Source organism: Solibacillus sp. FSL K6-4121 (assembly GCF_038002585.1).
GTDB classification, from domain to species: domain Bacteria; phylum Bacillota; class Bacilli; order Bacillales_A; family Planococcaceae; genus Solibacillus; species Solibacillus faecavium.
Genome location: NZ_JBBOCS010000002.1, coordinates 486,428 through 501,907, shown reverse-complemented (window position 1 = coordinate 501,907; position 15,480 = coordinate 486,428). Strand labels below are relative to the sequence as shown.

General features: G+C 38.1%; 15 protein-coding genes. 3 read left to right on the top strand and 12 right to left on the bottom strand.

What is annotated here, in order from left to right; genetic code table 11:
* Positions 1 to 530: 530 nt before the first annotated feature.
* From MHH95_RS11970 to MHH95_RS11935, 8 genes are all read right to left on the bottom strand, one after another.
* Positions 531 to 1,880 (bottom strand): IS1182 family transposase, encoded by a 1,350-nt coding sequence (locus tag MHH95_RS11970; RefSeq protein ID WP_340727034.1) that lies wholly within the window; start codon positions 1,878 to 1,880, stop codon positions 531 to 533.
* A 289-nt stretch (positions 1,881 to 2,169) separates the two neighbouring features.
* Entirely contained in the window at positions 2,170 to 2,976 is an 807-nt protein-coding gene (locus MHH95_RS11965) for an aldo/keto reductase (RefSeq protein WP_340727747.1), read from the bottom strand.
* A gap of 163 nt (positions 2,977 to 3,139) precedes the next feature.
* On the bottom strand, positions 3,140 to 4,138 hold the full coding sequence (locus MHH95_RS11960; RefSeq protein ID WP_340727746.1) for an NAD(P)/FAD-dependent oxidoreductase: 999 nt from the start codon (positions 4,136 to 4,138) through the stop codon (positions 3,140 to 3,142).
* Between the two features lie 197 nt (positions 4,139 to 4,335).
* A complete protein-coding gene (locus MHH95_RS11955; RefSeq protein ID WP_340727745.1) occupies positions 4,336 to 6,729 on the bottom strand; it encodes a heavy metal translocating P-type ATPase in 2,394 nt (797 codons plus the stop codon).
* 84 nt (positions 6,730 to 6,813) lie between these two features.
* Entirely contained in the window at positions 6,814 to 7,020 is a 207-nt protein-coding gene (copZ, locus tag MHH95_RS11950; protein ID WP_191699178.1) for a copper chaperone CopZ, read from the bottom strand.
* A 13-nt stretch (positions 7,021 to 7,033) separates the two neighbouring features.
* Complete coding sequence (locus MHH95_RS11945) at positions 7,034 to 7,360, bottom strand: metal-sensitive transcriptional regulator (protein ID WP_191699179.1); 327 nt, start codon at positions 7,358 to 7,360, stop codon at positions 7,034 to 7,036.
* A 150-nt stretch (positions 7,361 to 7,510) separates the two neighbouring features.
* Positions 7,511 to 8,296 carry a class I SAM-dependent methyltransferase gene (locus MHH95_RS11940; RefSeq protein WP_340727744.1) on the bottom strand — a complete coding sequence of 262 codons (786 nt, stop codon included), beginning with the start codon at positions 8,294 to 8,296 and terminating at the stop codon, positions 7,511 to 7,513.
* Positions 8,284 to 8,718 (bottom strand): BrxA/BrxB family bacilliredoxin, encoded by a 435-nt coding sequence (locus MHH95_RS11935; protein WP_340727742.1) that lies wholly within the window; start codon positions 8,716 to 8,718, stop codon positions 8,284 to 8,286. The genes MHH95_RS11940 and MHH95_RS11935 overlap by 13 nt, the downstream gene beginning before the upstream one ends.
* A 333-nt stretch (positions 8,719 to 9,051) precedes the next feature.
* Here MHH95_RS11935 and MHH95_RS11930 point away from each other — a divergent pair, with 333 nt between their 5' ends.
* The 3 genes from MHH95_RS11930 to MHH95_RS11920 all read left to right on the top strand — a co-directional run bounded on the left by MHH95_RS11930 (position 9,052) and on the right by MHH95_RS11920 (position 11,968).
* On the top strand, positions 9,052 to 9,216 hold the full coding sequence (locus MHH95_RS11930) for an aspartyl-phosphate phosphatase Spo0E family protein (protein WP_340727741.1): 165 nt from the start codon (positions 9,052 to 9,054) through the stop codon (positions 9,214 to 9,216).
* A gap of 327 nt (positions 9,217 to 9,543) precedes the next feature.
* Entirely contained in the window at positions 9,544 to 10,077 is a 534-nt protein-coding gene (locus MHH95_RS11925; protein WP_340727740.1) for a GNAT family N-acetyltransferase, read from the top strand.
* Positions 10,078 to 10,450: 373 nt separating this feature from the next.
* A complete protein-coding gene (locus MHH95_RS11920; RefSeq protein ID WP_340727739.1) occupies positions 10,451 to 11,968 on the top strand; it encodes an AbgT family transporter in 1,518 nt (505 codons plus the stop codon).
* Positions 11,969 to 12,094: 126 nt separating this feature from the next.
* Here MHH95_RS11920 and MHH95_RS11915 read toward each other — a convergent pair whose 3' ends face one another.
* The 4 genes from MHH95_RS11915 to MHH95_RS11900 all read right to left on the bottom strand — a co-directional run bounded on the left by MHH95_RS11915 (position 12,095) and on the right by MHH95_RS11900 (position 15,384).
* A complete protein-coding gene (locus MHH95_RS11915) occupies positions 12,095 to 13,000 on the bottom strand; it encodes a cation diffusion facilitator family transporter (RefSeq protein ID WP_340727738.1) in 906 nt (301 codons plus the stop codon).
* 135 nt (positions 13,001 to 13,135) lie between these two features.
* A complete protein-coding gene (locus tag MHH95_RS11910; RefSeq protein ID WP_340727737.1) occupies positions 13,136 to 13,861 on the bottom strand; it encodes a metallophosphoesterase family protein in 726 nt (241 codons plus the stop codon).
* Positions 13,862 to 13,967: 106 nt separating this feature from the next.
* The gene (locus tag MHH95_RS11905) at positions 13,968 to 14,519 is read right to left on the bottom strand and encodes a histidine phosphatase family protein (protein ID WP_340727736.1); all 552 of its coding nucleotides are present in this window, start codon (positions 14,517 to 14,519) and stop codon (positions 13,968 to 13,970) included.
* Positions 14,520 to 14,577: 58 nt separating this feature from the next.
* The gene (locus MHH95_RS11900; RefSeq protein WP_340727735.1) at positions 14,578 to 15,384 is read right to left on the bottom strand and encodes an alpha/beta hydrolase; all 807 of its coding nucleotides are present in this window, start codon (positions 15,382 to 15,384) and stop codon (positions 14,578 to 14,580) included.
* Positions 15,385 to 15,480 lie beyond the last annotated feature (96 nt).

Sequence of the window (15,480 nt, the reverse complement as noted above, 5' to 3'; positions counted from 1 at the left end):
TATTAGCAGATCTTGAAGCGATATTTGCACATTTCAACAGCTTATTAGCACATTGGACGGATTTATTAGCAAATCGATATTTTATTAGCACATTTTTCAATTTATTAGAAAATTTGACCCGGTTATTAGAAAATGTTAGCACTTGGCTACACAGGAAATATTCATACTAAAAAATGAGTATATATTAGCACTTTTTTCAATTTATTAGAAAATCCAACCGGGATATTAGAAAATCCCCGGACGATATTTGCACATTTCAACAGCTTATTAGCACGTTAGACGGATATATTAGAAAACTGAAATTTTATTAGCACATTTTCCACGATATTAGAAAATCCGACCCGGTTATTAGAAAATGAAAACCACACTACTAAACTAGATAAAACAAGCGTCTCCATACTAGGAGACGCTTCAGATTGTCGACAAAAGGCATCGAGAGCTCGTCTCTCGATGCCTTTTGTCATTTCTCATATCAAATTAGTTCCAAAAGTTCTGTAAAGGCTCTCCTCTTCGAGGGAATATTCCCTCTATTAAGCCCCTTGCCAAGTCCATGTGGCAAGTTTCTTCAAATTCATGGCAGCAAAAGTAAGCATCGCCTGCATGGACAATTTTTTTAGACCTCTTAGCGTTGTCCATCGCATACCATGCTTTTCTTTCGCATCCGCAAAGACACGTTCAACCGTCTCTTTTCGTTTTGCATAAATGGATTTTATTTCATGATGGTGACGAAGATGTTCGGCTTCTTCCAGATAATCTGCCCAAATATGTCGCTGAATCATTTTCGTATGATTTTTACTTTCTGTACATTGTGCTAGAAATGGGCAGTCTGCACAAACCGCTGGATTCGATTTGTATTGGCGATAGCCCTCTTTCGTCGTAGTTGTATAGCGCAACATCTGGTCATTCGGGCAAATATAGCAATCATAATGTTCATCATAGACATACTCATGTTTACGGAAGAAGCCATCTTTCGTTTTTGGTCTTGTATAAGGAAGAACAGGCAACATTTGATTTTCTAATAAAAAGTTCGCAATCGCAGGCGTTTTATAAGCAGCATCCGCAGCAACAGCCACAGGCTTTTTCACACGATGAATGACCTTTTCAACAAGCGGTTGCAGCATATGACTATCATGTATATTGCCAGGTGTCACAATCGTTCCTAATACAAAGCCCCGTTCATCTGTCGCTGCATGAAATGAATAGGCAAATTGTTTTGTCCGTTCGTCCTTCACATAGTAACCACTTTCAGGGTCCGTTGTGCTCTCTTTGATTTCTTTCCATTCTTCCTTTTCAAACTTCTCCGGTGGAAACGGCTTTTTTCCGTTCTTTTCACGGTCTATGTTTAACTCTTCCTGTAGCTTTTCTTCATAGGCACGTGTCTCTTTTCGAACCATCTTTTTATCAAATTTTCGTTTATTCGCACTTGCCTTAACATGCGTGGAGTCAATAAAGATATGGTCAGCTGATAATAAACCCGCATCAACAATTTCTTTCAAGATGCGATAGAAAATCTGTTCAAATACATCTGTATCCTCAAAACGCCGCACATAATTTTTCCCAAACGTTGAAAAGTGAGGCACTTCTGTATGAAAACCGAACCCTAAAAACCAACGGTACGCTACATTGGTTTCAATTTCCTTAATCGTTTGACGCATCGAACGAATACCAAAAACGTATTGAATCATCGTCATTTTGAATAAAACAACAGGATCAATACTTGGTCTACCGAAAGGTGAATATAAGTTTTCAACTAATGGATATACAAACGAAAAGTCAATGGCTGCATCTAATTTACGAACAAGATGATTTTCTGGGACAAGCTGTTCAATCGTCAACATTTCTAATTGATTACGTTCATTCATTTGGTTTTTAGTCATCATATCGGGACACCTCTTTGATTTAGATAAACTTTATTAGATAGAATAGATCAAGTTGATTGGAATGGAAGGGGCGACTTCTGCGGGAAAAGCGGGACTGCCGATACACCGCAGGAGCGTAGCGACGAGGAGGATTGGCACCCGCCCGCGAAACGCGTCCCCTGGAATGGAAATCAACGGTTTTCATTAGTTAACTTTATTTTAAAACAAAAAAGACTGTAGGCAAACTCGAATTTCTTCGAGTTTGTCTACAGTCTGAAGCGTCTCCATACTAGGAGACGCTTGTTCACATTTATAGACTTTCAATTCTCTCTACATCTGCTGCAGTTAATTCGAAATCGAAAAGATCTAGATTCGCTGCTTGATTTTCACGGTTGTGTGATTTTGGAATAACGATTACACCACGCGCAATTTGATATTTTAGTAATACTTGTGCGCCAGTTTTTCCATACGCTTTACCGATTTCATCCAATACCTCATTTTGATGAGCTTCCGTTTTCATCGGTCCCCATGCAACAGGTGTAATGCCCTCTTCCTCCAATAAAGCAAGAAGTTCATTGTTCTTCTCTTTCAAATTAATTTGTATTTGGTTAACTGCTGGCTTCACTTTCGCGAATTCTTTCAATTCATCTAGCTGGCTTTTTCCAAAGTTCGAAACGCCGATTGCTTTTAGTTTACCAGCCTCGTAATATTCTTCAAAGACTTCCCAAGTATTTTTTAACTGTTCCTTGTCTTCAATAGGGAAATGAATTAGAAGCAAGTCCAGATAATCTGTTTGGAAGTTTTTTAGACTAGAATCGATAGCTGCTCTAGTCGCTTCCTTTGAAGAAATATATTCTTCATTCGCCGGAATTTTTGTCGTAATAAATAACTCTTCTCGAGGCACATTACTTTCTGCTAAAACTCTTCCGACAAGCTCTTCGTTGTTATACATAATCGCACCGTCTATTGATCGATATCCCAACTCAAGTGCTGATACGAGTTCAGGAATTTCATTTTTTAATGCTCCTTTAAATTCGTTATTTTCTTTTCCATACGTATTTGTACCGGTACCAACAATCGGCATTTTTACTCCATTATTAAGTGTGATGTATTCCATAGTTTAGGCACTCCCTTTGAATCTCATTATTTTTCCTGCTACATATATCATAACGAATAATGGAATTTTCAGAAAGTAATAGGTAAAGGTCTCCTTTTTTCCCGCTGAATATGAAAAAAAGAGACACAAATCCATATGCGAATTGTGTCTCCTCTCCCCTATACTATTTTTTGCTAAAAAAGTCGGTGCTGTGCGGTACATGTTTTTTTGCTGTAGGATCAATAAACAATCGTGCCGCATTGATTGCTACCGGCGCTTCACCGAATCCAGTTGCAATCAATTTCACTTTTCCATCGTATGTTGATACGTCACCAACAGCATAGATCCCTTCGATATTGGTTTCCATTTTAGAGTTGACGATAATGGAATTTTTCTCGATTTCCAACCCCCACTGTTTGATTGGACCTAATGAGGATTTAAATCCATAGTTTACGATAATGTCATCAACATCAAGTGTTTCTTTTAGACCTTCTGCATTCCGGATGACAACTTGTTTAATGCCCTTTTCATCACCAAACAACGCATCAGGCATATAAGGCGTTTTTATGTCTACACTTGACTTGAAAAGATTTTCAACACTGTGCTCATGTGCTCTGAATTGATCTCTTCTATGAACAATCGTAACTTTCTTTGCAATGGGCTCAAGCATAAGGGACCAGTCGATAGCTGAGTCCCCTCCGCCGAAAATGACTACATTCTTTCCTTTAAATTCATTTATATTGTTGATGAAATAATGAAGGTTTTTACCCTCGTAATATTCCGCACCTTCAACTTCCAACTGTCTTGGCTGGAATGCACCAAGACCTGCTGTAATAATGATGGTTTTTGAATAATGGATTTCTTCGTTAGTTGTCAGCTTAAATGTGCCATCCTCCAACTTTGTAATTGCTTCAACACTTTGTCCCGTTACGATCGCTTGGTCAAAAGCTGACATTTGCTCTTTTAGATTATTAACAAGTTCCTGCGCTCGCACCTTCGGAAATCCTGCGATATCATAAATATATTTATCTGGATAAAGTGCAGCAAGCTGTCCACCTAATTGCGAGAGACTTTCAATTAACTTAACTTCAAGCTGGCGCATGCCTCCGTAGAATGCTGTAAACATACCTGCAGGGCCTCCACCGATAATCGTGACGTCATATACCTTTAAATCTTCCTTCATATTGATGGCTCCTATCATTATTGGTCTATTTTTTAAAAAGATGGAGTGAGAAATTTGAGTGATAATTTGTTACATCCATTTAACACTTCGATAGTAAGATTCCACTACAATCATTTTCAAAACCTATACTGCTTTTCATAATTGATATATTCTTATTTATGAATCATTAGCCTTCTTTATTCAGGAAGTGGGTATTTTTACAATTTCACACGTTGCAGTCTCAATGCGTTCAACACAACGGATACAGAACTGAATGCCATCGCTGCGCCTGCTACCCATGGAGCGAGGAAACCGAGTGCGGCAATCGGTATTCCGATCACATTATAGGCAAATGCCCAAAATAGATTTTGCTTAATATTTGTCATCGTTTTACGGCTCATTAATATAGCATCCGCAATGCTGTTTAAATCCCCGCGGATCAATGTAATATCTGCCGCTTCCATTGCGACGTCTGTTCCTGTGCCAATCGCCATACCAATATGTGCGACAGCAAGAGCTGGGGCATCGTTAATTCCGTCACCAACCATCGCTACTTTACGACCTTGCTGCTGTAAATTTTCGATCTGCAGTGCCTTTTGCTCTGGAAGTACTTCTGCGATGACTTCATCAATACCCACTTCAGCTGCAATCGCTTGAGCCGTACGTTCATTATCACCCGTAAGCATAATGACTTTCAGACCTAGCGCATGTAAACGGTTTACCGCTTCTGCAGATGTTTCCTTTACGGTATCCGCAACGGCAACGATCGCTGCTAATTGATGATTAATTGCCACTAACATAGCTGTTTTTCCATGCTTTTCAAATGAAACCATCTGCGTTTCAATTTGATCATTCATATCAATTTGTCGTTGACGTAATAGTTTTCTCGTCCCAACAACTACTTCACGGTCATTCACTTGTGCTTCAATACCGAGCCCCGGAAGCGCCTGAAAGCTTGAAACTGTCGGCAACTCAATACCGCGCTGTAATACTCCCTCTACTATTGCTTCTGCTAGAGGATGCTCTGATTGTTTTTCTGCTGCTGCAACAATGCTTAGCACATCATTTTCATTAAAGCCATTGAACATAACCACATCGGTTAAAACAGGCTTACCGTTTGTAACCGTTCCTGTTTTATCGACGACAACAGTATCGACAAAGCCGGTTTGTTCCAGATGTTCGCCACCTTTGAACAAGATGCCGAATTGCGCTGCACGTCCTGAGCCGGCCATGATTGAAGTCGGTGTTGCCAATCCTAGTGCACATGGACAAGCGATAACCAGTACGGCAATCGTCGCTTCGAATGCCTGGATAAATTCTCCGCCGATTAACCACCATGCTATAAATGTTAATGCAGCAATTCCAATAACTACCGGTACAAAAATACTTGATATTTTATCCGCAAGTCGTTGAATCGGTGCTTTGGAGCCTTGTGCTGATTCGACGATTTTAATGATTTGCGCTAGTGCTGTTTCATGACCTACCTTTAACGCTTTCATCTCAATTGAACCATTTTTATTAAGGGTTGCACCATATACAAGATGCCCCTCACTTTTTTCAATCGGTAAGCTTTCGCCTGTCAGCATAGATTCATCAACAGCCGAGATTCCGGATATTACTTCTCCGTCGACAGGGATTTTTTCACCAGGCTTGACTCTGATGTGATCGCCTATTCGTACTTCTTCTAGTGGAACTAATTGTTCAACTCCATCGCGAATCACAAGTGCCGATTTTGCCTGCATGCCCATTAATTGTTTAATAGCTTGTGAAGACTTCCCCTTTGCACGAGCTTCAAATAATTTACCTAATAAAATTAACGTAATTAGTACAGCACTCGTTTCAAAATATAAATGCGGCATATGGCCACTGGGGTGTGCCAGCATTTGATAAATACTATAAAAATACGCTGCACTCGTCCCCATGGCAACAAGTACATCCATATTGGCCGAACCATTTCGCAGCGATTTATAGGCACCCTCGTAAAATTGCCAGCCGATTATAAATTGGACCGGTGTAGCTAAACTAAGCTGTATCCACGGATTCATTAAAAGATCTGGAACATATAAAAAGCTTGTAAATGAAAAGTGAGCAACCATCGTCCATAAAAGTGGTAATGACAGTATGGCTGCTGCTAAGAATTTAATCGTTTGATGCTGGATTGCCTTCTCCCGATGATCGACCGGGTTTCCTTCAACGACTGGCTGTGCACCGAAACCAATTTTTTCAATGCGTGCGATAATATCTGCAACGGAAACTTCGGAAGGGTTAAACTCTACTGTCGCTTTTTCCAATGCCAGATTCACATTTGCATTTGAAATACCGTCAAGCTTTCCAAGAACTTTCTCAATCCTTGCCGAACACGAAGCGCATGTCATCCCCTCTATTGTAAAATCGACTTTTTCCTTTACAACATCATAACCAAGAGCCTGTATTTTTTTCTCGATTTCAAGTGGCTTTAACACCGTTTCATCATACTGGACTGCCGCTTTTTCAATAGCTAGATTGACATTGGCAGATTTGACACCATCCATTCGGTTTAAGACTTTTTCAATACGCGTTGCACAAGCTGCACATGTCATGCCCGTCACTTGTACTGTCAGTTCCTTTGTCATACTTCCACCTCACTTATACCTATTGGGGGTATAAAACTTTTAAAAAGAGAGGTTCTCTACTATTAATATAGAGAACCTTACCATTTAAACTACATCGTATCCTTGTTCATCAATTGTTTCTTTAATTTGCTCCACAGTAACAGTATCTTCGTTATATGCAACTGCTACCTTTTTTTCAGCCAGGTCAACTTTTACTTCCTGTACACCAGCTAATGCGCCAACACTTGTTTCTACAGCTTTTACACAATGCCCGCATGTCATACCATTTACATTTAAAATTACGTTTTCCATTCTCGAACACTCCTTATTTTTTCATCATTTTTTGAATTGTAACGACTAGCTCGTCTAATACTTCCGTATCGCCTTCATTTAAACGATCGACTACACAGCCTTTTAGATGACCTTCGAGCAAAATCTTTGCGACACTATTTAAAGCAGATTGAGTGGCCGATAATTGTGTAATGACATCATCACAGTAAATATCTTTCTCAATCATACCTTTAATCCCACGAATTTGCCCTTCTATACGATTTAACCTTGTCGTCAAATCTTTTTTGATTGGTTCAGGATGATGACTTTTACGACAGCTCACTTCATGAGTGTCCAATATTTCATTGTTTTCATGAATCATGCAATCAATCCCCCTTACTTATTTTTACATTATCATACCTATAAGGGGTATGTAAAGTGTGAAGACGCTCTTATTTATGTGCATTTTCCTCCTACATATGCATTAAGTCAAAAAAAGCGCTGAAGCTCTTATAAAAGAACTTCAACGCGATTATTTTATATATATACCATAATGGAATTTTGCAGTTAAACGGACATCGCGCTGAAACTGATACTGTTCAAACCAATCCGATTTATAATGTGCTTTTAGTACAACTCGCCTTTTAGCAACCCGCTTTGCTTCTTTCACCCATTCGTCCGTTAACGGTATATGATCACCTGCAAAGCGTAATGCTTCGAAATTTGTCGATTCCTCAATGACTTCCTCGAACATTGGATCCATGTATACAATATCAAAGCTGGCATCTTCCTGCTTCTTTAAAAATTCTAGCGCAGTAGAATGTATGACTTCAATATTTCGCATGCAGCTAGTTAACGGAAGTTCGGTCGTATCGTATGTTTGCATTCCTGTTTTCACAATAAACGCTACATTTTTATCTGCTTCCAAACCCGTCACTTTACCTGTTTCACCTACTGCAAAGGCTGCTAATAAGCTGTCCGATCCGATCCCGAGCGTACAATCTAAAAACGTATCGCCTTTTTGTAAAGCAGACGCTGTAAGCAATGGCTCTTCTTCACCACGAGCGAAACGTTTTAATCGAAAGGCAGCTGAATTCGGATGAAAAAAGAAAGGCGCCTCAGCACCTTTCGCATAGTATTCAAAACGATTTTTACCTGCAACAATTACGTTCGCATCGTAAATTTCTGCAAGTTTACGTACAGAACGTTTTTGTCTTGGTATAATCTCTGCATTTAGTTCCTGACTTGCCAATTCAGCTAATTTTAGCGATTGCTCGTCTGGTCTACCTGCAGTCGTGACGATTGTTAATCGGCACATACTTGCTTTAACACATCTACTAAATGATCACGAATTTGCTCCATTGGGAAGCCTTCGATTTGTTCACGTGGAATGAAATATGCTAATTGACCGCCTTTTAGAATGGCCATAGAAGGCGAACTTGGTGGCACTTCATCAAAATAGCCGCGCATTGCTGCTGTTGCTTCAGGATCTTGGCCAGCAAAAACCGTTACTAATTGATCCGGTTTTACATCCGCCACTGCTTCACGGGCAGCCGGACGTGCTAAGCCTGCCGCACAACCACATACTGAGTTAATGACAACAAGAGCTGTCCCCTTCGTTTCTGCCATGAATTCATGTACACTATCCGCCGTTGTTAATTGTGTGAAGCCTGAATTTTCAAGCTCTGTACGCATTGGCTGTGTTACTTGACGCATGTATTCATCATAAGCATTTGTCATTTTTCATAACCTCTTTCTGTTTCTTATCTATTCACAATGCCCATTATATCAATGATTTTCCGAGATGTACAAAGATTGGATTGTGTGGATAATCGGAAATCTAATTCATTTTCGTTCTAAAATTAATTTACATAGTTATGATGAATTTTATTACAAGTCAAGTTTGAACAATAGATTGTCGAATGAATCTCCAATATTTGTTACAAAATTATGAAATGTACCTCCTCAAACACAATTCGACACCTGGAAAAATTTTAATAAGATACCATATAAATGTCATAATCTTATTTCACCACAAGTCGTAGATTACTAATAATATCGATTGGAGAGTTTATGTTGAAGATTTACTTGTTAAAGAAATTGTTAAAACTAAGAATTGAATTAAAAAGAAAATATATGTATAGAAAAGCAAAAGATTTAGGTTACACACATCCACAGGTAGTCAATTGCAGTCAGGAATTAGATGAATTACTTAATAAATATTCTGAAGCTGCTTAGTTTTTTATGTTTAATAAAGAAATAAGATGAGACCATTACCTTCACCACAATCGTAAGTGTGCGAGGATTTCAATTTCACTTAATTATTCCCGCGGCGAAAAACCTGGGAAAGCGAATTAGCAATTCATGTGTATAAGATTTAAATTAAGGACACTTCTTTCGTATAAGTCTAAGCAGTAGGCTGCTTAAACTATAGGGAGAGGCTGTCCTTCTTTCTGTTACGAAAGCGAATAATTAGTAGAGAAGAATACACAAACTATCACCATTCCTTACAACATGCCATTAATATGTTAAAATAATAAAAACAATATATAAGGTAGGAACACCATGAATATAGTCCCGTACGAAACAAAGTATGCAGCACAAATAGCCACATTATTAAATAATTATTTACCATTTGAAATAGAAACGGCCAACACAATTGAATTGTCTGGTGGCATACGCTTTTTAGCGATTAATGAGCTTGATGAGGTGATTGGCTATATTGCCGGATATGAAATTACTGATTTCGATAAAGACTTCCCTTATTTCCAGGATAAACTTCAGTTTTTAAAAGATCGAGTGGCATCGGGCATTACCTTTTATACAAGCCACTTTGTTGTTCATCCAAACGAACGGAAAAAAGGAATTGGGAAAGGACTTTTGCTCGCTTACCTCAATGCAGTTGAACCAATAGCACAAACAATTATAACGGTTGGCTGGGTCCAGTCTGATACAAAGCGCTGGGCAGCTGAGCGGCAATTTGTAGAACAAGGCTTTGAATCGGTCATATATATGCCGCGCTATTTTGAACCATACAAAGTCGAATGTCCAAGCTGTAAAGGACTTTGCTACTGCGATGCCCATATTTTTATAAAATAATCAATACCTAAAGCGGATGTTAATAAACTGCTTTAGGTTTTTTTTTGCTGTAATTTGCATTATTCCCTCTCAATGTACACCCTACTCATACAATTGCTCCCCTTAAACATACATCAAAAATCCACCTGTCACACTTTAGACACATCTATATATTTCCATACCCATTTAATGTAAACGACAATTTTATTGTCTAATCTACAAATTTTCGGGAATAAAAAAGATTTATAGACATGTAATTTTCTTCTAAGAAAAAAACAACCGAATCTAATAGAATTTTCACTTTCAAGAGATAATTCTGAATTTTTTATAAAAACGGTTTTCAAGTAATTTCTTACTATACTTAAAAAGTTATTTTAAAATTGGAGGAGAGACGATGGAGAAAAAACAAAAAAAATCCTTAATCGATCGATTTTTAAATGGGATAGAAACAGCAGGTAATAAGTTACCTGACCCTATTACTATCTTCGCTATTTTAGCAGGATTAGTCTTACTTGCTTCTTGGTTAATGAACAAAATCGGTCTTACAGCGGTGAGTCCAACTTCCGGTGAAACATTGGAAGTTGTAAACTTACTTTCTAAAGAAGGCTTACATCAAATATTAACGAATATGGTGTCGAACTTCACGAGCTTTGCGCCACTTGGTATCGTGATTGTTGCAATGATTGGTATTGGGGTAGCTGAGCATAGTGGTTTAATTACTACTATGATGAAAAAGACAGTACTATCTGCACCAAAAAGCTTGATCGTACCTGTTTTAATCTTCACAGCGATTTTTGGTAGTGTCGCAACAGATGCCGCATACATCATCTTGCCACCTATTGCTGCAATGATCTTCATGAGTATTGGACGCCATCCATTAGTTGGTATGGTTGCGGCTTATGCAGCAATTGCTGGTGGATTTAGTGCGAATATCTTAATTACATCACTGGATGTATTACTTGTTGGGATTACACAAGAATCAGCACGCCTAGTTGACCCGGAGTTTACAGGTCTTGCAACGATGAACTACTACTTCATGATCGTATCGACTGTATTTTTAATAGCAGTTGCGACTTGGGTAACGGTAAAAATCGTAGAACCTCGCTTTGGTAAATACGAAGGTAAAATAGAAGTATTAGAAAAAGTAACACCTAAGGAAAGCAAAGCACTTATTTGGGCTACCGTTTCTGCGCTTATTTATATCGCTATCCTGTTAGTTGCAGTACTTCCTGAGAACGGTATTTTACGCGGTGAAAATGGTGCATTTTTACAGTCACCATTCATGTCTGGTATCGTACCATTAATGTTATTCCTTTTCTTAATTCCTGGTATCGTATACGGAATGGTAGTCGGTACAATCAAATCAGACCGCGACGTTGCGGGAATGATGTTTAAATCAATGGCAGATCTGAGCTCATTCATCGTGCTAGCATTCGTTGCTGCACAAATGATCGCGTTCTTCAGCTGGAGTAATATTGGCACAATTTTAGCGATTAAAGGTGCTGAAACATTACAGGCTATGAACTTCACAGGTGTACCGATGTTCATCGGATTCATCTTCATCGTAGCGTTAGTTAACTTACTAATGGCTTCAGCTTCTGCGAAATGGGTTCTTCTTGCACCAATTTTCGTACCGATGTTTATGTATTTAGGGTACTCACCTGCTGTCACGCAAATGGCGTACCGCGTTGGTGATTCTATTACAAACCCAATCACACCACTTCTTGCCTACTTTGCAATGCTACTTGCATTTGCACGTAAGTATGATAAAAACATTAAGATGGGTACTTTAATTTCAGCTTTAATTCCGTATTCCATTTTCTTCGCGATTATGTGGATTATTTTATTCAGTGTATGGTTGTTACTAGGCTTACCAATGGGTCCTGGTGAAACGTTACACATCAATAATTAACAACTGGCTCTCGACCTTTGCTTTACTGGTCGGGAGTTTTTTTATCTTGAAAAAAGGTATTTAGCAAATTTACATTGCTAAATACCTTCTGCTTCTTCATTTATTTAATTTACTGAAGCCATATTTTTAAAAATGGAAATCATCTTCACAAATTATTTCTTCCTTTGGATCATAAGGTTCTATATGAACAAGGGTTGTCGTATATTTACTCAATTGTTCCACTGCTGATTCAATTTGTTCGGTGATAGCATGCGAGTCCCTAACATTTAGATTTGGATTCACACGTACCGTAACATCAACCAAAATTAAACTCCCATGTTGTCTGCCACGTACATCGACCACTTCGCGTACACGAGGAATTTGTGCTACACGTTCCTCTATTGATGAGATTAATTCCGTGTCAAATCCATCCGTTAAAGAGAAGACCGCTTCTTTAAAAATTTCTATTGCCGTTTTAATAATAATCAATCCAATTATAAACGCTGTAATAGTATCGACTACCGGAAATCCTAGAATTGCTGCACTAATCCCTATCGCTGTACCTATACTGACTAAAGCATCCGAACGATTATCGTAGGCTGCCGCTTTTACGGCTGAGCTATTAATTTTTGTAGCTAATTTTAAATTATATTTATACACTGCAAACATTACTACCGCACTAAAAATCGCGACAATAATCGTAATAGCAGATGGTTCTTGATTTATAGGATTAACTATTTTCTCTCCTGCCGATAAAAGAACTTCTATGCCGACATAAATCATAATAAATGAGGCAACAAGTGAAGCGATTGTTTCTGCACGAAAATGTCCGTAACGGTGATCATCATCTGCCGGACGCTGTGAAATTCGCAGACCGATTAATACTGCAATCGATGCAATGATATCAGTCGTATTATTTAAACCGTCCGCTTTTAATGCTTCTGAACCTCCTATAAAACCTACAGTAAGCTTCAGTACACTTAAAAATATGTAGGCAACAATGGATAAGTAGGCTCCTTTTTCACCAGCCCGTAAATTTGTATATTGCTCCAAAATGTTTCCTCCTTGAAAAACTTCTTTAAACACGAAAGAGGTTACCCCTTTTCTAAAAATCAGAAAAGGAAGTAACCTCCAAAAATGCAGTTTAGAACATTATATCAAAAATATATTGAACTGACTAATTTATTTTTAATTATTAGGTGGATTCATTACAGATTTATAAATATTTAAAATCTCTCCGGCTTCTGATATATGTAACGCATTTAGTTGACCGGTCATGTAGCAACCACCGTCAATACCTATATATTTGGCATCTTCACTTATCCAAACATCACTTGAATCATGAATTAAGTGCACAGGTGTATGGCCAAATACATTGACATAGGGTGTGCGATTTTGAGTCAAATAATGCTTACGAATCCAAAGAAAATCTTCGGCACTTGTATTATCAATTGTTTCAAAATTCGAATCAAAACCGGCATGTGTAAACAAAACATTTCCAATAATCACAAAAATTTTGCTTGTTCTGATCATCGAAATTTCTCTCGCAAACTTTTCCTTAATCATTTCAACTTGCTTAACTGGATTTACCGTCATGAAATTATTCGGAAGTTGAGCTTGAAAATTTCGGATTGTATCTAGACCCCCGTTTTTAAAAAACCGGTCTTGTTTTATATCCGGGAAGTTTAAATAATCGATCAACATGTCTTCATGATTGCCTAGGCAAACGATTATTTGATCACCGAATTCATCTTTTAATGCCAGCACTTTTTGTATAACCTGTAAAGACTTTGGTCCACGGTCGATTAAATCCCCTAAAATCACCAGTGTATCTTTTTTGTCCCAAAATGAAAGTACATGAACAAATTGATCATAATGGCCGTGAATATCGCTTACTACAAAGATATTTTTCATAAGTCACCCACTTTTCAACCTGTTTCATTTTTTAGTTTATGTAGGAATTCCTTACATTTTCCTTATATATATATTTCCCCCATATTTTTATTTAAACTATGATTGCTTAAATAAATTCAATTTCACTCCCCCATATCCGACTCACCTTAATTTCTTTATAAAAATCAATTTCATAAACATCCGGATTGGATAGTTGTTTCCATTCATTAAATCCAAAATCACCATTATAGTGATTGATTAATAATGACATAATATTCCCGTGCGTAACAATTGCGACAGAAGAATTATTACCTTGTCGCAGTTCATTTACTAATTCAATCATTCGATTAACGGCCTCATTACTCGATTCACCGCCATCAAATTTTAAATCTTGATCGATATAGGTTTGCTGTAATTTTTCAAGCCAATCGGTAAGATTTTCACTACTCAGTATCCTTTCCTTTAATCGTTCATCCATTTTAAAGGGAATACCGTTCTCCTGGACGAAGGTTTCTATTGTCTGTATGGCTCTTTTATATGGACTGGAAATGACTTGCTCTATATGATAAGGAATTAAAAAATTCGCAAGACGCTTTCGTGCTTCCAGTCCCGCTGCCGTCAGCATTGCCTCTGGAGCTTGCCCCTCTGCTTCACAATGTCGAATGATATATAGTTTCATGAAATGACATCCCCCTTATATTATAAAAAAACGCATCAAAAAGTTGACGCGTTAACAGTTAATTATTGATAATTTGCACTAATGTATTGAAAGCTTTCTTCGCTTCAGGAATTGGAAATACCGGAAATACATGATTCATATTCGGATATTCGTAATAATGGATGGCTACATTTTGTTCTTTTGCTTTACTTCGCAGCATTCTTGCATCGACAAGTAAAAGTTCTCCCGTTCCAACAAAAACCGTTATTTGACCAATATCCTTTATCTCTCCATGTAAAGGGCTTACTTTATAATCTGTTAAATCCAGTCCGTTTGCCCACATACGACCGAGTTCCTGTGCCCCTAATACGCCAAGCATCGGATCTAGTTTTTCCAGCGCTTTATACTGAGGATCTTCTCCTCTTACATCCAGCCATGCCGAATGAAGTACAATATGCTGCGGCTGCTTTTTCGAAAGGTGCTTTACATCTTGCGCGAATGCCAACGCTAACCCGCCACCAGCAGAATCCCCCATAAATATAAACGGTACATCATAATCTTTTACTAATTGATCATACAAGCCATGAATTGCATCAAATGCTTCCTTAACCGTATTCCGGGGAAGTTTCGGATAAATCGGTACGACAATTGTAAAATTCGTTGCTTCAGCAATCTTAACTAAATAGCGCCAATGGAAAATGAGCGGGTCATTAATATAAGCTCCCCCGTGGAAATAATAAATTACTTTTTTCGGAGAAGGCTGGTCATTAATCGTGTAATACAGCATCCCGGCTATCTCATTTTTTCTGATCGAGTGCTTTTGCTGAAATTTCTCATCTAATACATAGGGCCGTTCATTGTATTTGCTTGCTATAAAATTTTCCATTAGCCGTGTATCCAAAAATTTCTTTTTAGTTCCCCTAATCAATAAAAACCTTTCAAACAACACACTTTGCCAACTTCGCATCCACAGACCTCCATT